The sequence below is a fragment of the Vicinamibacteria bacterium genome (genome assembly GCA_035570235.1).
Lineage (GTDB): Bacteria > Acidobacteriota > Vicinamibacteria > Fen-336 > Fen-336 > DATMML01.
This window is the reverse complement of record DATMML010000036.1, coordinates 1-26,992: the sequence shown is the minus strand read 5'-3', so window position 1 is coordinate 26,992 and position 26,992 is coordinate 1. Positions and strand designations below refer to the sequence as shown.

The 26,992-nt window shown below is 68.0% G+C and carries 23 protein-coding genes; 12 read left to right on the top strand and 11 right to left on the bottom strand.

What is annotated here, in order from left to right; all coding sequences use genetic code 11:
* The 7 genes from VN461_05390 to VN461_05360 all read left to right on the top strand — a co-directional run bounded on the left by VN461_05390 (position 1) and on the right by VN461_05360 (position 9,065).
* The gene (locus VN461_05390) at positions 1-1,674 is read left to right on the top strand and encodes a trypsin-like peptidase domain-containing protein (protein HXB54195.1); all 1,674 of its coding nucleotides are present in this window, start codon (positions 1-3) and stop codon (positions 1,672-1,674) included.
* 4 nt (positions 1,675-1,678) lie between these two features.
* Positions 1,679-2,413, top strand: coding sequence for an ATP-binding cassette domain-containing protein (locus tag VN461_05385; GenBank protein ID HXB54194.1), 735 nt, complete (start codon positions 1,679-1,681; stop codon positions 2,411-2,413).
* A complete protein-coding gene (locus VN461_05380) occupies positions 2,410-3,939 on the top strand; it encodes an ABC transporter permease/substrate-binding protein (GenBank protein ID HXB54193.1) in 1,530 nt (509 codons plus the stop codon). The genes VN461_05385 and VN461_05380 overlap by 4 nt, the downstream gene beginning before the upstream one ends.
* Positions 3,940-4,310: 371 nt before the next feature.
* On the top strand, positions 4,311-5,096 hold the full coding sequence (locus VN461_05375; GenBank protein ID HXB54192.1) for a methyltransferase domain-containing protein: 786 nt from the start codon (positions 4,311-4,313) through the stop codon (positions 5,094-5,096).
* A gap of 151 nt (positions 5,097-5,247) precedes the next feature.
* Entirely contained in the window at positions 5,248-6,165 is a 918-nt protein-coding gene (locus VN461_05370; GenBank protein ID HXB54191.1) for a TRAP transporter TatT component family protein, read from the top strand.
* Positions 6,166-6,174: 9 nt separating this feature from the next.
* Positions 6,175-7,239 (top strand): TRAP transporter substrate-binding protein DctP, encoded by a 1,065-nt coding sequence (gene dctP / locus VN461_05365; protein HXB54190.1) that lies wholly within the window; start codon positions 6,175-6,177, stop codon positions 7,237-7,239.
* On the top strand, positions 7,236-9,065 hold the full coding sequence (locus tag VN461_05360; protein HXB54189.1) for a TRAP transporter large permease subunit: 1,830 nt from the start codon (positions 7,236-7,238) through the stop codon (positions 9,063-9,065). The genes dctP and VN461_05360 overlap by 4 nt, the downstream gene beginning before the upstream one ends.
* Before the next feature lie 12 nt (positions 9,066-9,077).
* Here the strand turns inward: VN461_05360 and VN461_05355 are convergent, their stop codons facing one another.
* On the bottom strand, positions 9,078-9,758 hold the full coding sequence (locus tag VN461_05355) for a lipid-binding SYLF domain-containing protein (GenBank protein ID HXB54188.1): 681 nt from the start codon (positions 9,756-9,758) through the stop codon (positions 9,078-9,080).
* 95 nt (positions 9,759-9,853) lie between these two features.
* On the opposite strand from VN461_05355, the gene VN461_05350 reads away from it, so the two are divergent.
* The 3 genes from VN461_05350 (at position 9,854) to VN461_05340 (ending at position 13,635) form a co-directional block, all read left to right on the top strand.
* A complete protein-coding gene (locus VN461_05350) occupies positions 9,854-10,723 on the top strand; it encodes a nitrilase-related carbon-nitrogen hydrolase (protein ID HXB54187.1) in 870 nt (289 codons plus the stop codon).
* Positions 10,720-12,225, top strand: a complete 1,506-nt coding sequence (locus VN461_05345; protein HXB54186.1) for an aldehyde dehydrogenase family protein — start codon at positions 10,720-10,722, stop codon at positions 12,223-12,225. Before VN461_05350 ends, VN461_05345 begins: the two co-directional genes overlap by 4 nt.
* A 117-nt stretch (positions 12,226-12,342) precedes the next feature.
* Positions 12,343-13,635 carry an aspartate aminotransferase family protein gene (locus VN461_05340; GenBank protein ID HXB54185.1) on the top strand — a complete coding sequence of 431 codons (1,293 nt, stop codon included), beginning with the start codon at positions 12,343-12,345 and terminating at the stop codon, positions 13,633-13,635.
* A 213-nt stretch (positions 13,636-13,848) separates the two neighbouring features.
* On the opposite strand, the gene VN461_05335 is transcribed toward VN461_05340, so the two are convergent.
* From VN461_05335 to VN461_05305, 7 genes are all read right to left on the bottom strand, one after another.
* On the bottom strand, positions 13,849-14,232 hold the full coding sequence (locus tag VN461_05335) for a hypothetical protein (protein ID HXB54184.1): 384 nt from the start codon (positions 14,230-14,232) through the stop codon (positions 13,849-13,851).
* Positions 14,233-14,344: 112 nt separating this feature from the next.
* Positions 14,345-16,030, bottom strand: coding sequence for a hypothetical protein (locus VN461_05330; protein HXB54183.1), 1,686 nt, complete (start codon positions 16,028-16,030; stop codon positions 14,345-14,347).
* An 80-nt stretch (positions 16,031-16,110) separates the two neighbouring features.
* Complete coding sequence (locus VN461_05325) at positions 16,111-16,974, bottom strand: xanthine dehydrogenase family protein subunit M (GenBank protein HXB54182.1); 864 nt, start codon at positions 16,972-16,974, stop codon at positions 16,111-16,113.
* A complete protein-coding gene (locus tag VN461_05320) occupies positions 16,971-17,447 on the bottom strand; it encodes a (2Fe-2S)-binding protein (GenBank protein ID HXB54181.1) in 477 nt (158 codons plus the stop codon). The genes VN461_05325 and VN461_05320 overlap by 4 nt, the downstream gene beginning before the upstream one ends.
* Complete coding sequence (locus VN461_05315) at positions 17,422-19,665, bottom strand: xanthine dehydrogenase family protein molybdopterin-binding subunit (protein ID HXB54180.1); 2,244 nt, start codon at positions 19,663-19,665, stop codon at positions 17,422-17,424. Before VN461_05315 ends, VN461_05320 begins: the two co-directional genes overlap by 26 nt.
* 20 nt (positions 19,666-19,685) lie before the next feature.
* Positions 19,686-20,972, bottom strand: coding sequence for an NAD-dependent dihydropyrimidine dehydrogenase subunit PreA (preA, locus tag VN461_05310; protein HXB54179.1), 1,287 nt, complete (start codon positions 20,970-20,972; stop codon positions 19,686-19,688).
* A gap of 9 nt (positions 20,973-20,981) precedes the next feature.
* Positions 20,982-22,328, bottom strand: a complete 1,347-nt coding sequence (locus VN461_05305; protein HXB54178.1) for an NAD(P)-dependent oxidoreductase — start codon at positions 22,326-22,328, stop codon at positions 20,982-20,984.
* A 177-nt stretch (positions 22,329-22,505) separates the two neighbouring features.
* On the opposite strand from VN461_05305, the gene hydA reads away from it, so the two are divergent.
* Positions 22,506-23,906: a dihydropyrimidinase gene (hydA, locus tag VN461_05300; GenBank protein HXB54177.1), complete on the top strand. Its 1,401-nt coding sequence runs from the start codon at positions 22,506-22,508 to the stop codon at positions 23,904-23,906.
* 8 nt (positions 23,907-23,914) lie between these two features.
* Here the strand turns inward: hydA and VN461_05295 are convergent, their stop codons facing one another.
* Both VN461_05295 and VN461_05290 read right to left on the bottom strand, forming a co-directional pair.
* Positions 23,915-24,403, bottom strand: a complete 489-nt coding sequence (locus tag VN461_05295; GenBank protein HXB54176.1) for a hypothetical protein — start codon at positions 24,401-24,403, stop codon at positions 23,915-23,917.
* A complete protein-coding gene (locus VN461_05290; GenBank protein HXB54175.1) occupies positions 24,390-24,578 on the bottom strand; it encodes a hypothetical protein in 189 nt (62 codons plus the stop codon). The genes VN461_05295 and VN461_05290 overlap by 14 nt, the downstream gene beginning before the upstream one ends.
* Before the next feature lie 214 nt (positions 24,579-24,792).
* On the opposite strand from VN461_05290, the gene VN461_05285 reads away from it, so the two are divergent.
* On the top strand, positions 24,793-26,298 hold the full coding sequence (locus VN461_05285; GenBank protein HXB54174.1) for an NCS1 family nucleobase:cation symporter-1: 1,506 nt from the start codon (positions 24,793-24,795) through the stop codon (positions 26,296-26,298).
* A gap of 41 nt (positions 26,299-26,339) precedes the next feature.
* Here the strand turns inward: VN461_05285 and VN461_05280 are convergent, their stop codons facing one another.
* A complete protein-coding gene (locus VN461_05280) occupies positions 26,340-26,597 on the bottom strand; it encodes a hypothetical protein (GenBank protein ID HXB54173.1) in 258 nt (85 codons plus the stop codon).
* Between the last annotated feature and the right edge of the window lie 395 nt (positions 26,598-26,992).

The following is a 26,992-nucleotide window of genomic DNA, read 5'->3' as shown; positions in this document are numbered from 1 at the left end:
GTGAAAACGGCTGGTCTCTCTGTCCTGTTGCTCGCCCTCACCCGCACGGCCGCAGCCGGCGTCGCCGCTGCTCCCGAGGAGGCTACGGTCTTTATCCGCGTCATCGGCGAGGTCCGCGAAGAGTACGATCAGGGCTGGAAGCAGTCTCGAGAGAGGTCTAATGTCGAGATCGGGACGGGCAGTGGCTTCCTGATCTCGGCTTTCGGGCACCTGCTCACCAACCAGCACGTGGTGAGCGGCTCCGAGCTGACCCTGAACCGCCGCGGCACCCCCGTCCGGGTAAAGCTTGAGGTGAGGAGGATCGAGGTGGTCTTGCCCACGGATGGCCGACGGTTCGAGGCCGCTGTGGACGCTGCCGACGCCGACCTCGATCTGGCCGTCCTCTCTGTCACCGGCGCCGGCCTGCCCTTCATCCCCCTCGGGGACTCGGACGCTCTGGAGCCGGGCCAGCCGGTGAGGGTGCTGGGATTTCCCTTCGGCGGCGCGGTCGAGGTGGGCAGGGCGGGGATGCAGGACGCACCAGCCCAGGCGAGCGTCAGCCGGGGAGTGGTGGCTGCCCTCCGTGCCAGCGACGAGGGGGAGCCGCGCTACATCCAGACCGACGCCTCCGTGAGCCCGGGCAGCAGCGGGGGCCCCATGCTCGACGAGGAGGGCTACGTGGTGGGCGTGATCCGCATGCGCCTGGGGCGGGGCCCCGGCGTCGGCTTCGCCATCCCCATCAACCGGGCCAAGGACTTCCTGGAGGTGAGTGGTCTGGAGCGGGTGTTCCCGGCCCATCGCCGGCAGCTCGGACCCCTCTCGTCCCCCGAGGGGAAGGGGGTGCGGCTTCGGCTGCCCGATGGCCTGGAGGACACGGCCCCCAGCCGGCTTCGCCTCTATGCCGCCGACCCTTCCGGCGATGTCGCCCTCCATGTCGACCGCCTGGCCACCGCCCGCAGCCTCTCCGACCTGGAGGCGCTCCTCCTCTCCGGGCAGGGCTCTGACGGATTCGTCGCCTCGGGCGGCCCCCGCGGCCTGACGGCCCGGATCGGGGGATGGCCAGCGCGGGTCGGGGTGGCGGCCGGCATCCCCTCCGCGGGCCCCCGGACGGCGGAGTTGCTGATGGAGTACGCGCTTATCGACCTGGGCAAGGAGAAGGTGCTCGCGCGCTGGGTCGGCCCCGCGTGGCAGGTTGCTTTCAACCGCTCGATCCTTCGAGGCTCGCTCGCGAGCCTGGAGGTGGACCCCCTGCTCACCGCCGAGCTCACGGCCGCGGCGCCCACGGCGCTGGAGCCGGCCAGCCTCCCCAACCCGGGCGCGCCGGCCCTGCCCTTCCCACCGAGCTGGGTCCGGGAGCCGACCGCTCCCCACGCCTGCCCCCGGCTCCCGCCGCCCGATTCCGTCCTCTCCGCGTCACCGGCGGGCGACTTCACGGTCTCCCTACGCGCGGCCTGGTGGCGCGCTCCCGGTTTCACTCCCGAGGGGGCGAGCGCGGCCTGCGCCGGGCCGACGGGATCGCTGGGAGCCGGCTCCTACAGCTTGCGCCGCGAACAATGGGGTACGGTGCAGACCCTGCGCGGGGCCTTCCGGCGCCGCGGCGATGGCGTCGTGCAAATCGAGCTGGCGGCACCGCCGCCCAAGGCCCCATTCCTGGACGAACTCTTCCGGGCCTGGCTCGCCGCCCTCTCTCGGTAGCACCATGCACGCGGTCGAGCTCGTCGACGTTCGCAAGCGCTACCCCTCGGGCGTAGACGCTCTGGACGGCGTGTCCTTCGCGGTGGACCAGGGGCGGGTCCTGGTCCTGCTCGGGACCAGTGGCTCCGGCAAGACGACCGCCCTCAAGACGATCAACGCCCTCGTGCGACCCGATTCTGGACGGATCTCGGTGCTGGGCGAAGACGTGGCCCGCTGGGACCCCATCGCCTTGCGGCGTCGGACCGGTTACGTCATCCAGGAAACGGGCCTGCTTCCCCACCTGACCGTCGCCGAGAACGTGGCCCTCGTCCCCCGCTTGCTCGGCTGGCCCCGGGAACGGCAGGAGGAACGCACGCGCGAGCTGCTGACCCTCGTGGGCCTGGACGCGGCTCGCTTCCCGCCGCTCCGGCCGGCCCAGCTCTCGGGCGGTGAACGCCAGCGGGTGGGCCTGGCCCGAGCCCTCGCCGCCGACCCTCCCCTCCTCCTGATGGACGAGCCGTTCGGAGCCCTCGATCCCCTCACGCGCCGGCGCATCCAAGACGAGTTCCGCGAGCTACAGTCGCGCCTCGGGAAGACGGTGGTCCTCGTCACCCACGACGTGCCGGAGGCACTGCGGCTGGCGGACGAAGTGGGGGTCATGGACGGCGGCCGTGTTCTGCAGCGCGGGAGCCCGCGCGAGATCCGCGAAGAGCCACGACCCGGCTTCGTCCGCGACTTCGTCGGGGCGGCCCTGCCATGACCGAATTTCTCGCCTTCCTCGTGGAGCGAAGGGTCGAACTCTTCGCGCTCACGGGCCAGCACGTGATCCTCGTGCTCGTCTCCACCGTCCTGGCCGTCGTCTTGGGCTTGCCCTTGGGCGTCGCCATGACGCGCTCTCCGCGCCTGGCCCGCCCGCTCCTGGGCTTCGCCAGCCTGGCCCAGACCATTCCCAGCCTGGCCCTCTTCGGTTTCCTGATCCCCATCCCCTTCATCGGCGGCATCGGGACCCGCACCGCCGTGGTGGCCCTCGTGCTCTACGCCCTCCTGCCCATAATGCGGAACACCTACACCGGCATCCGCCAGGTGGACCCGGCCGCGGTCGAAGCCGCCACCGGCCTGGGCATGACCACGGGCCAGCGGCTGCGGATGGTCGAGCTCCCGCTCGCCCTGCCCGTGATCCTGTCCGGCGTGCGCATCGCGGCCGTGGTCTCGGTGGGCAGCGCTACCATCGCGGCTGCGATCGGGGCGGGCGGCCTGGGAACGTACGTCTTTCGTGGCCTCGCCACCGTGGACACCCGGCTCATCCTGGCCGGGGCCATCCCCGCCGCGCTCCTGGCGCTCCTGGCCGACGGCCTGCTGGGCGCAGTGGAGGGGAGTCGACGGCCGGCCTACGCGGCCGCCGGTCTCGCCTTGGCCTTGACCGCGGCCCTCGGCTTGGCCCTGGCCAGCGGCGCCCGCCCCGCGTCTCGAGCGGTGGTGGTGGGCTCAAAGAACTTCACGGAACAGGTCATCCTGGGGCAGGTGATCTCCACCCTCCTGGAGGCGCGCGGCTTCCCCGTCGACCGTCGGCTCAATCTCGGGGGTACTATCCTTTGTCATGAGGCGGTGAGGTCCGGTCAGCTTGACGTCTATGTCGAATACACGGGCACCGCCCTCACCGACATCCTGAAGCGCCCGGCCACCGCGGACTCCGCGCGCGTGCTCGCCACTGTCCGCGAGGCGTATAGAGGAATGGGCCTCAACGTGGGACCACCCCTCGGTTTCAACAACACCTTCGCCCTCGTCATGCGCCGCCCCTTTGCCCGCGCTCACGGCATCTCCCGCATCTCCGATCTCGCTCCCCACGCCGCTACGTTGCGCGTCGGTCTCTTCGGTGAGTTCTTGGAGCGTCCGGACGGCCTGTCCGGACTATCGCAGACCTACGGCTTTCGCCTCGGACTGCGTCCCCGCGAGATGGATCTGGGGCTGCTCTATCAAGCCCTCGCCCAGAACCAAGTCGACCTCGTGGTGGGCAGCGCCACCGACGGGCTTATTGACGCCCTCGATCTCGTGGTGCTCGACGATGATCGGCGGTACTTCCCCCCCTATGACGCGGTGCCGGTGGCGAACACGGCCCGCCTCGCCCTACATCCCGGCCTGGAGGCCGCGCTCGCTTCCTTGGCCGGACTCATTCCGGAGTCGGCCATGCGCCGCATGAACCAAGAAGTCGACGGCGGGCACCGCGCGCCGGCCGACGTGGCCGTGGAATTCTTGCGGGCGGAGGGCCTGATTCGAGGCTCGAACTAGGTATCTTGGGGTTGGGAGACGTCACCTCGGCGTGGTCCCCTCACCCTTTCCGAGCGCACAAAGGCGGCCCGCGGCCAAATCCGCGCCGGACCAGACCGTCCGCGATGGCGCGCAGACGAGCCACATCCTAGAAGTATTCGGTCGCGCCGGTGTGGGTTGGGGACAGGCCCGGACCCGCCGGACAAGCTGTGCAGCCCGAGAGAACGCGGTCAGGAACTCCTTGGCTCGTCGGTCCATGGACCCTCCTTCCGTTCTAGAGATGCCGCAACCGTCGTTCCATCGGGACCCCTCCCGCGATGCGATTCGCGGAGCGGTCGGCGGAAGAAAGGGACTTGGGTTAGCCTAGGCCTTTCGGGGCGGGAGGCCTCTTAATGGCGGAGGACGCGTGGGACCCTAGGCAGTACAACCGCTTCCACGAGGAGCGCAGCCAGCCCTTTTTCGACCTCTTGAACCTGGTGCGGCCCCAGCCCGGGATGCGGGTGGTGGACCTGGGCTGCGGCACCGGCGAGCTGACCCGCAGACTTCACCGGCATCTTGGGGCCCGCGAGACGCTCGGGATCGACAGCTCCGCGGCCATGCTGGCCGAGAGCCGGGCCCACGCGGCAGATGGCCTGCGCTTCGAGAAGAACGAGATCCTCCAGTTTGCCGCCGCGCGGACCGGGGAGGCACCTTGGGACCTGATCTTCTCGAACGCCGCCCTCCACTGGGTGCCGGAGCACGACCACCTCCTGCGCTCCCTAGCGAGCCTGCTCGCACCTGGCGGACAACTCGCCATCCAGGTGCCCGCGAACCACGACCATCTCTCGCAGACGGTAGCCGCCCAAGTAGCGGGGGAGGCCCCCTTTCGAGAAGCACTCGGGGGATACGTTCGGCGTTCGCCCGTCCTGCCGCCCGAGGAGTATGCGCTCAGCCTGGATCGGCTGGCCTATCAAGAGCAGCAGGTTCGGCTCCAGGTCTACGGACATCGGCTGAAGTCGCGCGAGGAGGTCGTGGAGTGGACGAAGGGAACGCTCCTCACCGACTATCAGCAGCGCCTCTCCCCCGATCTTTTTTCGCTCTTCCAAGAGCGCTATCGGGAGCGGCTCCTCCCCGCCCTGGCGGACAGTCGTCCCTACTTCCTTCCCTACAAGCGGATCCTCCTCTGGGCCAAGCGATGACGGCCGGCCGGGGGCCGGGGCGCCCTCCGCACCACCCCTCCGCCGAGGCCGGGCCCGAGCGCGGTCATGGTGGACCGGGTCCTTCGGGCCCGCCAGGCGGCGGCGGGAGCGCGCGCGGACGGATGCTACAATCGGAAGCGCAAGGAGGAGGATGAAGCGGGACAACCCGACCCTGCTCGCCGTCGCGTTCACCGTGTCCGCCCTCGCCCTTCCCGGTTGCTCTCTCCGATCGATCGCCGTGAATTCGCTGGGGAACGCACTCGCCAAAGGAGGCTCGAACTTCGCCTCCGACGAGGACCCGGAGCTGGTTCGGGACGCTATACCCTTTGGTCTCAAGACCATGGAGGGCCTCCTCTTGGAGTCGCCCCGCCACAAGGGGCTCCTCTACGCGACGGCCAGCGGCTTCACGCAGTACGCCTATGCCTTCGTCCAGGAAGAGGGGGACTTCATCGAGGCCCAGGACCTCGCCCGGGCCACGGCCTTGCGCACGCGGGCCCGGAAGCTGTACCTGCGGGCCCTCGAGTATGGCCTCCGGGGGTTGGAGGTGGATTTCCCTGGCTTTCGTGACCGGCTGCGCGCCGACCCGTCCGCGGCGCTGCAGAGCACCCGTAAGCAGCACGTACCCCTGCTCTACTGGACGGCCAACGCCTGGGGCGCGGCGATCTCCATCTCCATCAACGACTCCGAGCTCTCCGCCGACCAGCGCCTGGCCGAGGCCCTGATGAAGCGGTCGCTCGAGCTGGACGAGGGGTACGATCTGGGCTCCGCGCACGACTTCTTCATCGCTTACGAGGCCGGCCGGGCCTCGGTCGGAGGCTCCCTGGAGCGAGCCCGCCAGCACCTGGAGCGGTCCCTCGAGCTCTCCAAGGGACAGCGGGCCTGGCCCTATGTGACCTACGCTGAGAGCGCTGCGGTTTCACGGCAGGACCGGAAGGAGTTCGTGGCCCTCCTGCAGAAGGCCCTGGCGGTGGACGCGAACAAGGCGACCAACCAGCGGCTGGCCAACCTGCTCGCCCAGAGGCGGGCGCGCTGGCTCCTGTCCCGCGTCGACGAGCTCTTCATCGAGTAGGGAGATTTCATGCATCGACTCTTTCCCAGAACGAGGTTGGCACGCGCGGCGGCACTGGCCGCGGCGGGCGCGCTCGCGGGGGCCACCCTCGCGGTCCGCGCCATGCCCGGGGCCGCCGCCCAGGCTCCCCTGATCGTGCGCATGGCGACGCTCGTGCCCGAGGGGTCGTCTTGGCACCTGGTCCTCAAGGAGACGCTGGAGAAGTGGAAGACGATCTCCGGGGGGCGGGTGGTGGTCCGTCTCTTCCCGGGGGGCGTGGCCGGCGACGACCCCGACGTGGTCCGCAAGATGCGGCTGGAGACGCTGAACGCGGGCGTGCTCACCGAAGTGGGGGTGGCTGAGATCGACAAGTCCGTCTACGCCCTCGGGGTCCCCCTGATGTACGACTCCTACGAGGAGGTCTATTACGTTCTGGAGAAGATGCAACCTCGGCTGGAGGCGAGCCTCGAGGCGAAGGGCTTCATCGTCCTGAACTGGGCGGACGGCGGCTGGGTCCACTTCTTCACCCAGAAACCGGTGGCGGTTCCCGACGACCTGCGCGCCCTCAAGCTCTTCTCCTGGGCGGGGGACACCCAGGCGGTGGAGGTGTGGCGCTCGGCGGGCTTCAATCCCGTGCCCCTCCCCTCCACGGAGATTTCCACCGCCCTCCAAACCGGTCTCGTGAACGCGCTCGGCTCCCCGCCTCAGGTGGCGGTGATCTCCCAGTTCTTCAACTACGCGCGAAACATGACCGACCTGCGCTGGCAGCTCCTGTTGGGCGCGACCCTGATCACCAAGTCCACCTGGGAGAAAATCCCCGCCGACCTCAGGCCCGCCATGATGGAGGCCACGCGCGAAGCCGGCCGGCGGTTGCAGCAGGAGGTCCGGCAGAGCGAGGCCAAGGACGTGGAGGCGATGAAGAAGCGGGGGGTCACTGTGGTTCCCGTGAGCCCCAAACAGAGGGCCGAGTGGTACAAGCTGACTGAGGCAATGTACCCGAAGATCCGTGGGCAGATCGTGCCCGCGGAAGCCTTCGACGCGGCTTTGCGCTATCGGGACGAGTACCGCAAGCGCGGCGGCGCGGCCAGCCGTTGACTCTCCCGGCCGCGCTCCGCCGGTTGGAGGAGTGGACGCTGATCGCGGCCTTGGCCCTGGCCGCGTTGCTGCCCCTGGTGAACATGCTGGGACGCCCCCTGGGCGGCTTCCATGTTCCGGGGGGCGCCGCCTATCTGCAGCAGCTCACCCTGTGGCTGGCCTTCCTGGGCGGCCTCCTCGCCACCCGCGAGGGGAGGCACTTGACCCTTTCTACGGCCGAGTTATTCGGGGAGGGACGGGTTCGCCGCGTGGGCCGCGTCATGGCCGCCGCAATCTCCGCGGCGACGGTGGCCGTCCTGACCTACGCATCCCTGGGCCTGATCGGCGCCAATCGGCAGCAAGGAAACGTCCTACCCAACGGGATCCCGGAGTGGGTCAGCGAGCTTGTGATGCCGGTCGCTCTGGGCCTCATGGCCCTGCGCTTCGCCTGGCGGGCCTCGACCGGATGGAGAGGACGGCTCCTCGCCCTCCTGGCCATCCCCGCCATCTTCGCCCTCGGCCTCGCCCCCGAGGCCGCGAACTCGCTCACGGGCGTGGTGGTGGTCTTGATCCTGGCCGCCCTAGTTCTGGGCACGCCCGTCTTCGTGGCCATGGGCGCTCTCTCCCTCTTTTTCTTCTTCCGGGAGGGCATCCCCGTCGCCGCGGTCTCCGCCGAGATTTACCGCCTCATCGCGTCCCCCACCCTGCCCGCGATCCCGTTGCTGACCGCCTGCGGCTACCTCCTCGCCGAGAGCGGAGCGTCCGCACGCTTGCTGCGCTTCTTCCGGTCCCTGCTCGGTTGGATGCCGGGGGGGCTGGCTGTCATCGTGACCGCGGTCCTGGCCCTCTTCACCACGTTCACGGGGGGCTCGGGGGTCACCATCATAGCCGTGGGGGGCCTCTTGTACCCCATGCTGAAGGACGACGGGTACCCGGAGGGTTTCTCCCTCGGCCTAGTGACCGCTGCCGGAAGCCTGGGCCTCCTCTTCCCCCCCAGCCTGCCCGTGATCCTCTACAGCGTGGTGGCCGGCACCCGGGAGCAGAGCGTGCCCGCCGACTCTCTGTATCTGGCGGGGCTGCTCCCCGGCATCCTCATGATCGTCCTCGTCGCGGCCTACGGAATCTACGTGGGGCGCGGCCTGAAGACCTCCCGCCAACCCTTCGCCGGCCGCGAGGTCCTGGCCGCGACCTGGAGGGCCAAATGGGAGCTGCTCCTGCCTTTCTTCGTGGTGGGGCTCTTCGCGAGCGGGCGGGCCTCCATGGTGGAGACCGCGGCCGCCGCTCTGGTCTACGCGGTGGTCGTGGAGTGCTTCATCATCCGTGATCTGCACCCGCTGCGGACCCTGCCGGGGGCGCTCATCAAGTCTTCCGTTCTCACGGGCGCGGTCTTGATCCTGCTGAGCGCGGCCATGGGCATCACCAGCTACATCGTGGACGCCCAGATCCCGGACCTGCTGGTGACCGCGGTCAAGGCCCACATCCACTCCCAGTTCCTCTTCCTCCTGACCCTAAATGCCCTCCTCCTGTTCGTGGGGTCATTGGTCGAGATCTACGCGGCCATCGTGGCCATAGCGCCCCTCATCGTGCCCCTGGGAGCCGCCTTCGGGGTGGAGCCGCTCCATCTGGGGGTGATTTTCCTGGCCAACCTGGAGCTGGGCTTCCTCACCCCTCCCTTCGGCCTGAACCTCTTCCTCTCTTCCTCCCGCTTCAACAAACCCCTGACCGAGGTCACCAAGAACGCCTTCCCCTTCCTGCTGATCATGGCCTTGGCCGTTCTTCTCATCACCTACGTGCCGAGCATGTCGGAGGGTCTCGTGAGACTCCTCGGCTCCCACCGCCCTCTTTAGACGACGACGGGGCTAGGGGCCGGTCTTCTCCGGGGAGATCCCGCGGAGGGCATCTACTAGGGCCTTCCCCGCGGGGGGGATGGCCTGGCCGGGGGTGAAAAGGAGAGCTTTCGGGCTCACCGCGTCGCCGTAGACGCGCTCGTTGCCGTCTTTGTCTTGCTTGATGACGGCACCATCGATCGCGATCCCCGCGAAAAGCCCCCGGCTGCGGGAGTAGGTGAGTATCTCTGCGTACATTTGGATGTCCGTGGCGGCCTCCGCGTTCCGGCCCTTGGGCCCCGCGGCCACGGAAGCGTCCGCCCCGAGCGTGAACTGGCTCTGCAGGAGGTGCTCCATCCCCTTGCGGTTCATGACCAAGAAGACGAGGTCCACGGCCTCCCCCCCGATCTGGAGTCCGAAGTTCCCCCCCCCGATGCTGACCATGAGGGGGGGACCCCACGGACCGCGGCCACCCGTCCGGCATACGGCCGCTCCCTTGCCGAAGCGCCCCCCGAAACCGAGGGCAAACTTCTTGGCGCTGGGGATCACGATCACGCACTCCGCCTTGGCCAGGAGGTCGCGGGGGATGCCCTCGGGCATGTCCAAGACCTCCTGCAACACCTCGCGGCAGGCGTCGAGCCGGTTCGTCTCTTTGACCTGGGCGGCCAGGGGCTGGGCGACGAGCAGGGCGAGCGCCATCATCTTTTTCTTCATGTCGCCAGTTTAGACCCAAAAGCGGCGCTCCCCGCTGGGAGAAGTCCCACCACCCGTGGCATACTGTCGCCCGCCCAGAGGATAAGGAGATTCCCATGCCCCGGATCGTCCGTTGCGGCCTCATCCAGGCCAGGAACGTGAAAGGTCCCGAGGCCGGCCTGCCGGCCATCAAGAAGGCCATGGTCGAGAAGCACCTGAAGCTCATTGACCAGGCCGTCCGCCAGAAGGTCAAGATCCTCTGCCTCCAGGAGCTCTTCTACGGCCCCTACTTCTGTGCGGAGCAGGAGACCCGTTGGTACGACCTGACGGAGCGGGTGCCCGAAGGGCCCACCGTGGCCCTCATGCGAAAAGTGGCCCGCAAGCATCGCATGGTGTTGGTCGTGCCCGTCTACGAGGAGGAGGCGGCGGGTATTTACTACAACACCGCGGCCGTGATCGATGCAGATGGAAAGTACCTGGGCAAGTATCGCAAGACCCACATCCCCCACTGCAAGCCCGGGTTCTGGGAAAAGTTTTACTTCCGACCAGGCAACCTGGGCTACCCGGTCTTCGAGACCGCCTACGCCAAGGTCGGCGTCTACATCTGCTACGACCGCCACTTTCCGGAGGGGGCGCGCGCGCTGGGCTTGAACGGGGCGGAGATTGTCCTCAACCCGTCGGCCACGGTGGCCGGTCTCTCGGAGTATCTGTGGGAGCTGGAGCAGCCCGCCCACGCCGTGGCCAACGGTTACTTCGTGGGGGCCATCAACCGCGTGGGTCTCGAGGCCCCCTGGAAGATGGGGGAGTTCTACGGCAAGAGCTATTTCTGCGATCCCCGGGGGAAGATCCTGGCCCAGGGGCCGCGGGACAAGGACGCGGTGGTGGTGGCAGACTTGAATCTGGACATGATCGACGAGGTGCGCGCGGTGTGGCAGTTCTTCCGCGACCGGCGGCCGGACGCCTACGGGCCGCTGGTGGCTCCGTGAGCGCCGCCGCCAATGCCGTCGCGGTCCGGCCCTACCGCAACTTCATCGGCGGGCAGTGGGTGGAGTCCGCCTCCGGCAAGACCACCCTCAACCGGAACCCCGCCGACACCCGTGACGTCTTGGGGCTCCTGCCCATGTCCACCGCGGAGGAGGCGCGGGGCGCGGTGGCCGCGGCTCGCGCCGCCTTCCCGGCCTGGCGGGACACCCCCGCCCCTGTCCGCGGCGGCATCCTTTACCGGGCTTGGGCCCTCATGGAGAAGGAGAAGGAGGACCTGGCGCGCCGGCTCACCCGCGAGGAGGGTAAGACGGTCAAGGAATCGCTGGGGGAGATCCAGCGCACGATCAACATACTGGAGTTCATCGCCGCCGAGGGACGCCGCCCGGGTGGCCACACCCTCCCTTCGGAGCTGCCCAAGAACTTCTGCTACACCGTTCGCCAACCCCTGGGGGTGGTGGCCTGCATCACGCCCTGGAACTTTCCGGTCGCAATCCCCTGCTGGAAGATCGCGCCCGCCCTCGTGGCCGGCAATACTGTCGTCTTCAAACCGGCCAGCCTGACCCCTGACACCGCGGGCGCGGTAGTCTCGATTTTCGAGCGTGCGGGCGTCCCCCCGGGTGTCCTGAACATGGTCTTGGGCTCGGGAGGCACGGTGGGTAACGCGCTCCTGGACCACGAGGATGTACGCGCGGTCTCGTTCACGGGGAGCAACGAGGTGGGGGCCGAGATCTACGCCCGCGGGGCCAAACGCATGATTCGCGTCCAGTGCGAGATGGGTGGGAAGAACCCGGTGGTGGTCCTGGAGGACGCCGACCTTGACCTGGCCGTGGAGTCAACCGCCCAAGGGGCATTCGCCTCCACCGGCCAGCGATGCACCGCCACCTCGCGCGTGATCGTGGAGGAGAAGATCGCGGATGCTTTCGTGGAGCGCCTTGCCGCACGGGCGGGCAAGGTCCGCATCGGCAACGGGGCCCACGAAGGCATCGACATGGGCCCGGCTGTGGACCAGGCTCAATTGGACACCGACCTCCGCTACATCGATGTGGGAAGGGGGGAGGGCGCGACCCTGGTCTGCGGGGGCCGCCGCCTCTCCAGCGGTGCCCACGAGCATGGATATTTCCTGGAGCCCGCCGTTTTCGATCATGTGAAGGCCACCATGCGCGTTGCCCAGGAGGAGATCTTCGGCCCCGTGATAAGCGTGATGCGCGTCCGTTCCTTCGAGGAAGCCCTCGAGGCGGCCAACGCCGTGCGCTACGGGCTCTCCGCCGCCATCTTCACCCAGGATGCGGGCCGGATCTTCCGCTTCGTGGACGGAATCGAGGCCGGTATCGTGCACGTCAACAGCGGCACCCCCGGTGGGGAGGCCCAGCTTCCCTTCGGGGGCATGAAGGCCACGGGCGTGGGACCACGGGAGCAGGGGACGACGGCCCTCGAGTTCTTCACCGAGGTCAAGACCGTCTACGTGGACTACACGGGGCAGGCGCGCAAGGGCAGCCTTTACTAGGAGCAGGTCTCCGCGAACCACTGCCGAGGCCGCGAGGACGGACGTGACTCTCTCTGAACGAGCGGAGGGGCGCGGCGAGTTCCGGCCCCGGCCCCTCGATAGCCTAGGGAGCGACAAATGGACAGCAAAGAGATCATTGAGAAATACCGAAAGCTCCTCTACGGCCTCGGCACCTACTACAAGGAACCGCTTCCCTTCGTAAGGGGGGAGGGGAAGTGGCTCTGGGACGCGGAGGGAAAGAAGTACCTGGACTTCTTCGGGGGGATCGTCACCGTGAGCCTGGGCCACTGCGAGCCCCGGGTGGTGGCCGCGATCGAAAAACAGATCCGGACTCTGCAGCACGTCTCCACCCTCTTTCCCACCGTGCCCATCGTGGAGCTGGCGGAGACCCTGGTCGATCTCTTCCCCGGACACAAGCCGGCCAAGGTCTTCTTCACCAACAGCGGGACGGAGGCCATCGAGACCGCTATTCTGACCGCCCGTGTCCACACCCAGCGCACCGAGATCATCGGCCTGCGCCACGGCTACCACGGGCGGTCGATGCTCTCGATGTCCCTCACCGCCCACGCCGGCTGGCGGTTGGGGGGCGTCCACGACCCCTCCATCCGCCACGCGGTCGCCCCCTACTGCTATCGCTGCCCGCTCAAGCTCAGCTACCCGGAGTGCGGGGTTGCCTGTGCGGAGGATGTGGCCGACGTCATCCGCACCACGACCTCGGGGCGCCCCGCCGCCTTCATCGCGGAGCCCATCCTGGGGGTGGGTGGCTTCATCACCCCTCCCAAGGAGTACCCGGGTATCGTGGCGGAGATCGTGCGCAAGCACGAGGGCCTCTACATTGCGGACGAGGTCCAGACCGGGTGGGGGCGGACGGGCGGCAAGTGGTTCGGGATCGAGCAATACGGCGTGAAGCCGGACATCATTGTGGCCGCCAAGAGTCTGGCCAACGGTCACCCCATCGGGGCCACCGTGGCCCGGGCGGAGGTAGCGGACTCCTTCAAGGGCTTGACCATCGCCACGTTCGGGGGTAACCCCGTGACCATGGTCGCGGCTAAGGCGGTGGTGGACGCCATCGCCAGCGATCGCCTCCTGGACAACGCAACCGCGGTCGGGGCCCACCTCCGGTCGCGCCTGGAGAAGCTCCAGGAAAAGCACGCGTTGGTGGGCGAGGTGCGGGGCATGGGCCTGATGCAGGGAGTGGAACTGGTCAAGGACCGGAAGAGCAAGGAGCCGGCCGCCCAGGCCACGGCGGCGGTGATGGAGGCGGCCAAGGACCGCGGGCTCATCATCGGCAAGGGCGGGCTCTACGGCAACGTCCTCCGCATCTCCCCCGCCCTCAACGTGAGCGCGGCCGACGCCGACCAGGCCGCCGACATCCTGGACCAGGCCCTGGCGGGAGCGGCCACGGTCTAGCCGGACGAGCGCGGTCACTAGGTCCCCGTCCGGACAAACGCCGCAAGGACGCGCCGGCCCTCCGGGAGGACGCCTAGCCCCAGAGGAGCTCTGGAGGGTGCGACAGTGCTCCCTCGCTATTCACCCCGGCCTGGACCTTCCGGTGGTGCAGGAGCTCGCGCCCTTCGGGACCCCTGGTAAGAACCGGCCCTCGATGGTCGTAGTCTCTCCCGGCTAGAACTTCAACTCGATCCGCAGGACATGGCCTTCCACTTGCCCCACGTTCTCGACGGCGTGAGTGACGGCCTCACTCCACTGGTAGGTTCCCGCCTTGCGATGGTGGACTTCACTGGGGCCGCCGTCGGGCGTCACTCTCGCGTCCCAATCCGTGAAGTAGACGGTCATCCCGTGGGGATGTCGGTGCCGTGGCTCCACCTTTCCGGGCGGGATGTGGACGTCCAGAACCCGCACGAACTTGTTCTCGAGCGCCAGCTTGTGCGTGTCGCCGGCGGCGCGAAGGGGATCCAGAGGATCCTCTTGCGCCTGCGAGAACGCCATCGCGGCCAACGCCGCGACCGCCACCACGATGCCCACGCCCACCAACACCTTCCTCCACATGTCCCACCTCCTCATCTCCGCCTTCGCGGGGTCCCCCAAATCGGATCCCGGGGGCACAGATTACAGAAGATCCCGGGGAGGGGGTAGCTGGGCGGGACGGTGCACAACCTCCTCAGGCCCGCTCTCGGCCCTCGGCAAGAGCCCGCACCGCCCGCCGCAATCGGCGGTGCCGGTCGAAGCGAGCGACGAACTCGCTCTCACGCCGCCCGCCCTTCGCCCGCACCACCTCCACGAGCGCCCGCTTCTCGGCCGGACGCCAGGCCTCGAGGCCGGGCATGACGGCCAGCAGCGGACCCCACCGCTCCCAGGCCAGACGCTCTCCCGCCGAAAAACTGGCCCGCGAGCGAACGCCGAGGCGTTCCGCCGCCTCCTCGGCACACACCCGCGCTGCCTCTTCGCGGTCGGAGCCGAAGCGTCGCGCCAAGTAGCGGGTGATCCGGAGGCCTACGTCGGCCAGGGGGAGCAGACCGAGGACGTCCCGCCGTATCGGACCGACCGCCAGGTACACGTTCTCCGTGGACAACTTCTCCAGGGTGGTCCGGGGCGAGCGGTGCGCGGGATCCCTCCCCATGCGTCGTAGTTCCTGACGCATGAGGCGCAGGGTGGCCCCGTGCCGCGGCCGAAAGCCAAGCTTCTGATAAAACCACCAGGCTCCCGAGCGCAGCGCCTCATCGTTCTCGTGCCCGAGCTGGAAGGGGACGATCGTGAACGAGTCCGCACCGAAGAGGCGCCCCAACATGGCCAGCACACGCCCGTAGACGAGGCTCGCCTCCTGACCGCGATAGGTGTCGAAGACGTTGTAGGCCACCTCCGCGGAGCCATAGAGAGCGCTCGCCAGCACATAGCCGATAGGCACTCCATTCTTCAGGGTGAGGAAGCCGTAGACCGCCTCCAGGAGCAGCCTCCGCTCGGGTATGGCTCCGAACCCGGCAAATTGGAGGCCCTGGCCGCAGTCCACGAGGCAGACGTCGTTCCGGTCGGCATAGGAGAACACATCCAGGTCCCGGCTGCGCGTGACCATGGCGGCCCGGGCCAGGTCGATGAGCTCCTGGCCCGCGCGCGGGGACAGGGGCCGGATGGCCACGGGCGGCCGCCGGACCTCCTCCTCCAAGGACGGACGCGCCCGGGAGAGGGGCCGGGTCTGGAACGTCAACCGGGCCCGGCGGTATTTCTCCCTGCCCCGGGCCGGCGTGTCGGGGCCGGGAGCCAGGACAAGCGGCGGATCAAGGTCGTCGTAGAGTCTCTCGCGCACGAAGGGGCCCACCGGCAAGGCGTCGAAGCGCCGAATCAGGAAAGCGGCGTCCGTCTCCCTCTGCCCCTTCATTCGCTCGATCCACTCCCGGGCCGTGAAAGCAATCTCGTCCAACCCAGGAGTCTCAGCATAGAGGGCGAGCAGGGACAGGAACGCCTCCAGACGGTCCTGGTGCCGGAACCCCGGCCAGTCGATCGTGATCCGGTCCCCCCAAAGGCGCACCAGCCAGCTCGCGGTGGGCGCGAAGAACCGATAGCGGATGAACGTGCCCGCGATGCCCGTGTCGGCAAGGGCGCGGCGGTGGCGGCGGAGGTCAGGGCGCCTCTCGAAGCGGGCCAGCATCCGCTCCACTCGGGCCAGGACGGCCACGTCGTCCGGGTAGGCCCGCAGGAAGCAAAGGGTCTCGTGGAGACGCCAGACCTCGCGGGCCCGCGGGAGGGCAAGCCTCTCGAGGGCGGTCAGCAGCCCAAGCTTGGGCCGCGCCCGCCCCGGGCCGTACTCGCCAATCAGCCGCTGCAGGCGTCGGAGCAGGGAGGAGGCGCCCAATTGCGCGTCGCCCCCCTACCGCCGCCGGGCCTGACGGGCCCGGATCGACGGCGCGGCCCCCGGGGGGAGCGAGGTCCCGATCACTGTTTCTCCTCCAGGAAAGATCGCAACAGGTTCCGGGACGTGTGGAGGCGGTACTCCGCCGTGGAGCGGAAGTCGTCGATGGGCGCGACGTCCCGTTCCAGGAGCGCGCAGGCCTCCTCCACCGTCTCGGGGGTCATCCTCCGGCCGGCGATGAAGGCCTCCACCTGGGCCAGGCGGCAAACGGTAGGGGCCATGCTGCCCAGGGCGAATCGCAGCTCGCGCACGCGGTGGTCCCGTCCCCGCCAAAGGAGTCCGGCCGCGACCGTCTTGGATAGGGCCTGGGCGGCCCGGGTCCCCACCTTGCGAAAGAGATGGCGGGTGGGGCGCCGCTCGAGGAACGGAACCTCGACGGCTTCGATCAGCTCCCCCGGCCCCAGGCGCGTCTTCTTGACCCCCGCGAAGAACTCGCTTATGGGCAGGGTTCGCCGGCCATCCCTCGACACCACCCGCACGACCGCATCGTAGACGGCGAGGGGGGGGAAGGTGTCGCCCGCCGGGGAGGCGTTGGCGAGGTTGCCGCCCAGGGTGCCGCGGTTTTGGATCGCGACCCCGCCGATCACCGCGCAGGCCTGGACCAGGAGGGGTAGCCTCCACCTCGCGACGGGGTGTTCACCGATGGTGGCGTGGGTGGCCAGGGCACCGATCCACAGACGTCCGGGGAGCTCCCGGATCCTCTTCCACTCGTAGAGACCCGACAGATCGAGGACGGTTCGGTGGTTGAGGTGGCCGGCGTTCCAGGCCACCATGAGATCGGTGCCTCCGGCGAGAGGCACCGCGCGGGGGTGTTCGGCTTTCATCCTCACCGCCGCCTCCGCCGAGCGTGGCTGGAGCAGCTCCATGGAGCGGGGGTCGCCCCTCATCGGCTCCGCCCGCTCCGCCTCCGCGCCTTCACGGCCTGGACCACGGCGTTGACGATGTGCTGATAGCCCGTGCAGCGGCAGAGGTTCCCGGCCAGGAGGTTGCGGATGGCCGCCTCGTCGGCGCCGCCCCCGGCCCGGATCCAGGACCAGGCCGTCATCAGCATGCCCGGAGTGCAGATGCCGCACTGGGTCCCGCCCTCGGTGAGGAACGACTGCTGGAGCGGGCTCAGCCGTCCCCGTCTTCCCAATGACTCGACCGTCTCGACCCGGTGCCCCGCCACCTGGGCCACCGGAATCAAGCAGCTATTCGTGGGCCGCCCGTCCAGGAGTACGGTGCAGGCCCCGCACTCCCCCTCCCCGCAGCCCTCCTTGGTTCCGGTCAAACCGAAGTCCTCCCGCAGGACGTCGATCAGCCGCGTAAAGGGAGGGCCCGCGAAGGACCGTCCCTTACCGTTGACGCGGAACCGGACCATGAAGGTGGGCCTCGAGGATCCTCTCGGGCAAGATGGGAAGAACGTCGATCCAATGGCCGGTGGCCTGGCGGATGGCCGCCGCGACGGCCGGGGCGGGGACGTCCATGGGTAGCTCGCCCACGCCCTTGGCCCCCGAGGGGCCACGAGAGTAAGGCTTCTCCACGATCTCCACCTTCAAGGGGGGCGTGTCCAAGGCGGTGGGAATGATGTAGTTGGTGAGTTGGCTGTTGGTCATGAAGCCGTTCTCGTAGACCACGTTCTCGAGGAGGGCGTAGCCGAGGGCCTGGGCGGTGCCGCCCATGATCTGGCCCTCTGCGAGCCGGGGGTTGATGGCCTTCCCGATGTCGGAGACGGCGGTGACCTCTCTCACGCGCACCTCGAAGGTGAGCCGGTCCACCTCCAGGTCCACAGCCACCGCGCCGTAGCTGTAGACGCCATAGGCGTCGCCCCGGTAGGCGGCCTCGTCCCAGCGGATTTCCGGGGGGTTCTGGTATTCCGCCTCGAACCGCCGCGGAGGGCCCTTTCCACAAAGGAGGCGGCCCGCCCGGCGGAGCCCGGCGCGCGTGCGGGGGAAAGACCCGCACCTCTTGATGACCTCCTCCCGCAGCTGCCGCGCTGCGCGCTCCAAGAGCCCGCCCACGATCATGCACGTGCGGCTGGCCACGGTAGGGCCGCTGTTCGGGACCTTGCCGGTGTCGGGAGTCTCGACCTCCACCCACTCGCAGGGGATCCGCAGCGTGTCGGCCACGATCTGCGCGAGCATGGTGCCCGTCCCCTGTCCGATCTCGGTGGAGGCGGCGAGCACCCAAACCTCGCCCCCCCGCGAGAGAGAGACCGCGGCCTTGCTGTTCAGGTACGCCTCGCCGCTGCCCGTGAACCCCGCCCCGTGATGGCAGAGGGCGAGGCCGATTCCGCGCCAGGTGGGGCGGCGGGCGCGGTTCCAGCGTACGTGCGCGGCCCGCCTCCGGACGTAGCCGCTCTTCCGGGCGCAGCGCTCGAGCGCGGTGGACGCCCCCACGCTCTCCTCCAGCACCTGCCCGGTAGCCGTCACCGACCCCTCGCGGAAGACGTTGCGCCGGCGGAGGACGACGGGGTCGAGACCCAGCTTCTCCGCGACCTTCTCCATCTGCAGCTCGGCCGCGAACAGGACCTGGGGGGCTCCGAAGCCGCGGAAGGCCCCGTTGGGGGGGGTGGTGGTGGCCACCACCCGCGAGCGGATGCGCACATTCGGGCACGCGTAGGGGCCGCCGGCGTGCAGGGTCCCCCGGGACAGGACAACCGGGGACAGGGTCACGTAAGCCCCGCCATCCATCACCACCTCGATGTCCTGGGCCACGAGCGTCCCGTCGCGCATCACCCCCGTGCGGTGCTTGATCCAGGCGGGATGACGCTTGGTGGTGGCGGCCATGTCTTCCCCGCGGTCGTAGATCATCTTGACCGGTCGCCTCGCCTTCAAGGCCAGGAGGGCGGCGTGGCCGGCGATCATCGACGGATACTCCTCCTTGCCGCCGAACCCGCCCCCGGTGGTGGTTTGGACGACCCGGACCTTGTCGTCCGGAAGGTCGAAGATGTGCTTCAGGGCCTTGTGCACGTAATAGGGGCACTGCAGCGAGCCCAGGACCACCACCGTGCCGTCCTCCTCCACGTAGGCGGCCATCCCGTTGTTTTCGATGTAGGCCTGCTCCTGGTGGGGGACCCGATACTCGCCCGCCACCACCAAATCGGCCCCGGCCAGGCCGGCCGTCACGTCCCCCTTCTCGATGAGAAAGCTCTTGAAAACGTTGTCGGGGGGATGGAGCACGGTCTCGGCCCGGAGAGCGTCCCCCACGGTGAGCACGGGCGGCAGCTCCTCGTACTCCACGTGGATGTGGCGGAGGGCCTCGTAGGCCCGAGGCCGGAAACGATGGGCCACGAGGAGGATGGGCTCCATCACGTGGCGGACCCTCCCCTCCGCCAAGAGGGGCTGGTCTTCCTCGATGAGGGCCACGTGGTTGCCGCCGGGGACGTCGCGGGCGGTGGCGATCACGCATTCCTCCCAGGGGAAGCGGGGATCGAAAGAGATGTGCTGGATGCGACCGTGGGGTATGGAGGACCGGAGGGTGACGCCGTGCAAGCAGCCTGGGAAGTTGTGGTCGTCGATGTACCGGGCGCGGCCGCAGAGCTTCTCCGGTCCCTCCCGCCGAAGCGCGTTTACTCCCACGCCGGGCCTGGACGACATGCTGGTATCTTCGGAGTCTCTCAGTGGGGGGGCCGCTCGCCCGGCGGCTCGCAGACGATCCCCTTGCCCAAGGCTTCCTGGTACTGCCGCCAGGACGTGGCGGGTCGCCCGTGGGGGATCTCCTTCATGGTGATGCAGCCGGGGATGGGGCAGACCAGCATACAGAGGTTGCAGCCCACGCATTTCTCCTCGATGATCTCGGGCACTTTCCCCCCCGCGACCATCCGGATGGACTGGTGGGCTCCGTCCTCGCAAGCCACGTAGCAGAGGTGGCAGCCGATGCACTTCTCCCGGTGGATCTCGGCGATGACCTTGAAGTTGAGGTTCAACTCTCCCCATTCCGTCACGCGGGGCAGGCTCTTCCCGCGAACCTCGGCCAGGGTCCTGAACCCCCGCTCGTCCATCCAGTTCGAGAGGCCGTCCACCATGTCCTCCACGATACGGAACCCATAGTGCATGATGGCCGTGCAGACCTGGATGGAGCTCGCCCCCAGGAGCAGGAATTCCGCGGCGTCGCTCCAAGAAGCCACGCCCCCGATCCCTGAGATGGGGATTCCGATCTCTGGGTGCCGGGCCACCGCCGACACCATGTTGAGGGCTATCGGCTTGACCGCGGGGCCGCAGTAGCCGCCGTGGGACGACTTGCCGTCCACGATCGGGCGGGGGGCCAGGGTGTCGAGGTCGATGCCCATGATGCTGTTGATGGTATTGATGAGGGAGACCCCGTCCGCCCCCCCCTCCCGGGCGGCCACGCCGATGTAGGTGACGTCCGAGATGTTGGGGGTGAGCTTCACGAGCACGGGCGTGCGCGCCACCTCCTTGACCCAGGAGACGATGAGCCTCGTGTATTCGGGCACCTGGCCCACCGCGGAGCCCATCCCCCGCTCGCTCATGCCATGGGGGCAGCCGAAGTTGAGTTCGAGGCCGTCGGCTCCCGCTCCTTCCGCCCGCCGGACGATCTCGTGCCAAGCCTCTCGCTTGGACTCCACCATCAGGGACGCCACCACCGCGTTCTTGGGGTAGCGCTTCTTGACCTCTGCGATCTCGCGTAGATTGTCCTCGACGGGCCGGTCCGAGATCAGCTCGATGTTGTTGAAGCCCATCATGCGGACGTTGGCGAGGTCGACGCTTCCGTACCGCGAGGTGGTGTTGATGATGGGCTCGCCAATGGTCTTCCAGACGGCCCCCCCCCACCCGGCGTCGAAGGCCCGCATGACCTGGTAAGCGGTGTTGGCGGGCGGGCCCGAGGCCACCCAGAAGGGGTTGGGGCTCCGGATGCCCCCGCAGTCGGTGGTCAGGTCCGCCATGACGCCTCCCTACCCTCGCGGCCGACCCAGGTCCTGATCGATGGCACCTGCCGCCGCCTTGCCCTCTGCGACCGCGTTCACGACCTCCTTGCCCCCGTTGACGCAGTCGCCGCCCGCGTAGAGTCCGCTCAGGTTCGTACGGCCGCTGGCATCCACCTGCACCCTCCCGCCTTCCAGGGCGAGGCCGGGGAACATCCCGGTCAGCCACTCCACCGCCTTCTTCTGCCCCACCGCGGTGATGGCCATGTCGCAGGGGATGTGGAACTCAGAGCCGGGGATGGGCCGCACGGCGGGGCGTCCCCGGGCGTCCTCAACAATCTCCGTCCTTACGCACTCGACCGCGGTCAGGGCCCCGTCGCCCAGGAAGCGCACGGGCAGCGCGTAGAAGACGTAGGTCGCACCGTCCGACTTGGCCAGTTCGTACTCGTAGTCGTAGGCGGGGATATCCTCCGGCCCCCGGCGGTAGACCACAAGAACGTTCTCCGCCCCCAGTCGCTTGGCCTGGGTAGCGGCATCCACCGAGGTGTTGCCGGCGCCGAAAACCACGACCGTCCGGCCTACGTCGATCTGGCGGAAAGGCTCGTTTTTCACACGATCGATGAAACCGAGAGCATCCACCACCCCCGGTAGGGTCTCGCCGGGGATGCCGAGGGCCTCCGTCGTGCCCAGCCCGATGCCCAGGAAGAGCGAGTCGGCCTTTGCACGAAGTTCGGAGATGCTGAGATCCTTCCCCACCTCGACCTCACCCACGACCTCGACTCCCAGCGACCGCAACAGCTCCACCTCCCGCAAAGCCTCCGCCGCCCGCATCTTGTAGGCGGCAATGCCGTGGGTGTTCAGGCCGCCGGGGATCTTGCGCTTCTCGTAGATGCGGCAGGCGTAGCCCAGGCGGGCCAGCTCGGCCGCACAGCCGAAGCTCGCGGGCCCGGCTCCGATGAGGGCCACCCGGCGTGAGTTGGGAGACCCCGCCTCCAGGACCCGAATCCCGCGGTCCAGCACGAAGTCCGTGGCCAGGCGCTGAAGGGACCCAATCATGACCGGACGCTTGTGCTCCTGGTTGAGCACACAGGCCCCCTCGCAAAGCACCTCCACCGGGCAGACCCGGGCGCACGAGTGGCCGAGGATGTTGGCTTCGAAGATCGTGCGGGCTGAGCCCTTGAGGTTGCCGCTCGCGATCTTCTTGATGAAGGACGGGATGTCGATGGCGGTGGGGCAAGCCTTGATGCAGGGAGCGTCATAGCAGAAGAGGCAGCGCGCCGCCTCGGCCAGGGCCGCGGCTGCGCTGAGCCCGGGGTTTATGTCCGCAAAGTTACGCTCGTAGACGGCATCGTCAAGCTTTGCCGCGATGTTCTTCACGAGAAGGCACTCCCGCGTGGTGGGTGATGCGACTCTATCCCCGGCTTCCGAGGGTGTCAACGCAACCGCGGCTGCGTTGACACGTCGCAGAGACGTTGGGTAGCATGCCCCATCTCGCGCTGCCGGCCGCCATCCCCGCTCCTTCCCGCCCGCCGGGAGGGGGAAGCAGAGGCTCCCATGGCCACGACTCTGGTGAAGAACGGCACCGTCATCACGGCATCGGACCGCTACCAGGCGGACCTCTACATCGACCGGGGCGTGATCACCCTCATCGGGCAGGGGCTGAACCTTCCCGCCGACAGCGTGATCGACGCCTCCGGCAAGCTGGTCATGCCCGGAGGCATCGATGTCCACACCCACCTGGACATGCCCTTCGGGGGCACGAATTCCGCCGACGATTTCGAGACCGGCACTATCGCCGCCGCCCACGGCGGCACCACCACCCTCATCGACTTCGCCATCCAGGACTTCGGGGAGGGGCTCTACCCCGCCTTCGAGCGATGGATGAAGAAGGCGGAGGGAAAGTCCGTCATCGACTACGCTTTTCACATAATCGTGCGCGAGCTGACGGACGTGGTTTCCGGAGATATGGACAAGCTGATCCGCCACGAGGGAATCACGTCCTTCAAGCTCTTCATGGCCTACCCGGGCGTCTTCATGGTGGACGACGCCACCATCTTCAAGGCCCTCCTGAAGACCCGCGACAACGGCGGCCTCATCTGCATGCACGCCGAGAACGGTGGCGTCATCGATACCCTGGTCAAGGAGGCGTTGCGCAAGGGCCAGACCGCTCCGAAGTACCACGCCCTCACGCGGCCGACTCGGGCCGAGGGGGAGGCGACGGGGCGGGCCATCGCCCTCGCGGAGATGGCCGACGTCCCCATCTACATAGTCCACCTCTCTTGCTCGGACGCGCTGGAGAAGGTGAAGCAGGCACGCGATATGGGCTTGCCCGCCTATGCCGAGACCTGCCCCCAGTACCTGTTTCTCTCCTACGACGACTACGAGCGACCGGGCTTCGAGGGGGCCAAGTACGTGATGTCGCCTCCCCTGCGCGAGAAATGGAACCAGGACGCGCTTTGGAAGGGCTTGGCCAAGAACGACCTTCAGGTTGTCTCCACCGACCATTGTCCGTTCTGCATGAACGAGCCGCCCCAGAAGCAGCTCGGGAAGGAAGACTTCTCAAAGATCCCGAACGGCGCCCCCGGCATCGAGACGCGGCTCCTGCTCGTGTGGGACGGCGGGGTCCGGACGGGCAAGATCGATATGCACCGCTTCGTGGAGATCGTGTCCACAAACCCCGCCAAAATGTTCGGCCTCTGGCCCCGGAAGGGAACGATCGCCGTCGGCTCGGACGGCGATCTCGTCCTCTTCGACCCCGAGAAGGAGACCACCCTGTCCGCCCAGACCCACCACATGAGGGTGGACTACAACCCCTATGAGGGACGGATGGTCAAGGGCGGCCCGGCCGTCGTGCTCTCAAGAGGCGAGGTTCTGGTGGATCACGGGCAGCTCAAGGGCCGGCCTGGACGCGGGCAGTTCGTGAAGCGGCAGCCGGGACGACCGCTGGTGGGGTGATCTTTCCCTCACTTCTCCCCTCGGTCCCGCTCTTCCCGCAGCGCCTCGAGCTCTGCGATCGCTTCAAGATCCTTCGGCCGCCCGGCCGCCCGCTTCACGCGGATCAGCCCCTCTAACCCGAGGCACCGGCACTCAACCGCGAACACTCGGATGGAGATGGTTTCGGTCAACAGATCCTCGTAGGACCCGCCCCCGATCAGCTGTCCGAAGAGATCAAGGTCGCCGATTGCCGTGGTGAGGGTGAAATTGAGCCCCCGGCGGAGGGTTGCCTCATCCCACCGGAAGGGCAGGCCGGGAGGAGCACCCCGCGGATAGGGGGAATGGGGGGCGAGGGAGGAAGCAAGCCGCGCCAAGTTGTCGCTTGACCGAGAGTAAACGACGTCAACGTCTTGGGTCAGGCGGGCGGAGCCGTGGGCGGTGGCGGCGACGCCGCCAACGAGGATGAATTCGACGCTGCCCTGGGCCAACGCGCGTAGCAGGCGTTCAACGTCGGTCATCTCTGGCCTTACGCCCCGCCCGCACGAGCTCGCGAGCGAAGCGTTGCAGCTCGATAAGGTTGCGCAGCCGTTCCTCCACCGTCCGCGTCAGGTTTTGCCGGAGAAGGGTTCTGTCGATGTCCTTCTTGAAGGCCTCGATCACGGGATCCGGCTCAAGAGAGACAGTGGAGCCCAAGCGTGTGCTCACCACGGCCACTAATCTACCACTCTCGACCCAGGATTGGCCCCGACGGCGTGCCGGGCGGGGCCGGCTCTGGCGTGCGCTCGTCGGCTTCCTTAGGACCTCCGTGAACGGGGTACGCCGCGCGGTCGACAGTGCGGCGCCAACACTCTTGGCGCGGATTCGCCGTTGACACCATCCCACGCCGTCCGATAGCATCCCGCGATTCATGCTTCCCTCCCGGGAAACGTATCATGCCGACGGCCGGGTCGAGCTCAGCGACACCGCGCTCATCCAGGCCAGCCCCCTCTACAACCACGACCTGGCTCCCCTTCCCGCCTCCCTCCGCAACTGGACGACCTACAACTACGCGGCGCTGTGGATCAGCATGGCCCACTGCATCCCCACCTATATGCTCGCTTCGGGGCTCATGACCGCGGGCATGAACTGGTGGCAAGCGCTCATAACGATCCTGCTCGGCAACACCATCGTTCTCATCCCCATCCTGCTCAACTCCCATCCCGGCACGAAGTACGGAATTCCGTTTCCGGTCTTCGCTCGGGCCGCCTACGGGACGATCGGCTCCAACCTCCCCGCCCTCATGCGGGCCCTGGTGGCCTGCGGCTGGTTCGGCATTCAGTCCTGGATCGGGGGGGAGGCCCTCTATACCTTCCTCACGAGCCTGATCCCTTCCTGGCCCACGCTCCTCGGCCCCGGCTTCGGCGGTCACACCACGAGCGAGTGGCTCTCCTTCCTCCTTTTCTGGGGGACGAACGTGTTCATCATCTATCGCGGGATGGACCTCCTGCGGAAGGTGGAGAACTGGGCCGCTCCTTTCGTGCTCGTGATGACGGGAGTCCTGCTGGTGTGGGCGGTAAGGGAGGCTCACGGCCTCGGCCCCCTCTTGGAGCAGCCGGGCCGGCTCCACACCCTGGCCGACTTCCTTCCCGTCTTCATCCCCTCCCTGACCGCCATGATCGGCTACTGGGCCACCCTCTCCTTGAACATGCCCGACTTCACGCGCTTCGGGCGCAGCCAGCGCGATCAGATCGTGGGCCAGGTGGTGGCCCTGCCCACCACGATGTTCGTATTCGCGGCCATGGGCGTGCTCATCACCAGCGCCACCGTGATCATCTATGGCCAAGCCATCTGGGACCCCATCCAGCTCGTGGCCCGCTTCAAGACCCCGCTGGTGGTGGCGGTCTCGATGTTCACGGCGGTGGTCGCTACCTTGGCCGTGAACATTGCCGCCAACGTGGTTTCTCCCGCCAATGACTTCGCTAATGCCTTCCCGCGCCTCATCGCCTTCAAGACGGGGGGCCTGATCACGGGTGTCCTCGGGATCCTGATGCAGCCGTGGAAGCTGCTGGCCGATGCGTCGGGCTACATCTTCACCTGGCTCCTCGGCTATTCGGGAGGCTTGGGTTCGATTGCGGGCGTCCTCATCGCCGACTATTGGCTGATCCGGCGCCGGCAGCTCCGCCTGGAGGACCTCTACCTTCCCCAAGGCCAATACCGCTACCTGGGGGGGTGGAACTGGAGGGCGGTGGCGGCGACCCTTTCCGGCTGCGCCTTGGCCTGGGGAGGGCTGATCATCCCTGCCCTCAGGCCGCTTTACGATTACGCCTGGTTCGTGGGCTTCGTCGTGGCCTTTGTCCTCTACGCTGCGCTCATGCGGGGGATGCCCGGCTTGGCCGAACCCGTCGCGATGGCCCAGGGGGGGGAGGGCCGATAGCCCGGACCCTCACCGGATGGGGGGGCAGATGCCGGTCTGCCTCAGTGGAGCCACTTGGCCACGCCCGGGCTCGACCGCGCGAACTGCACCAGAGCGTACACCGCGGCCTCGATTTGGCGACTGTCGTATCGAGGGTCGACCGAGACCTCCCAACACCCGCTGCGGGCCGCCTGCTGGACCCCCGTGACCCCTTCTATGGCGAAGACCAGCCGCGTGAAGACCGCGTCCGACCACAGCTGGTATCCGCGTCCGTGGGACTCGAAGACGACCGGCGTTCTGAGCACGGTTTCCTGGGCCATGACCCTGATTCCTCGCCCCAAAGCTAAGGCCCGGCTGACCGCCCTGGCCACAGGGGGGCCCTGGAATTGGGGTAGGGGAAACCCCTAAATACGGCTCCTCCTCTCCCTGATCCCCCGGAGAGTGGAGTATCATCGTTGGAGTTGGCAGTGCTGGAGTTAACCGCAGGCTCCCTCTTCCAAGGGCGAGTTCTGTCCCCTGGCGGCATAGGTGTTTCTTGGGGGTGCCCGTCCGCCTCAGGTTGGCTACTGGGCGCGGCCAGAGGAGAACCACGATGAAGAGACCCGGCAACAAGAGGCTTGGCTTGGTCGGGGCGGCTCTTTTGTTCTTTGGCGTCTTGCCCGCCGCCTCTGCGGAAACCAGGGTCGGCGTCCTGCTCTGGAACCCCCAGCTGCGC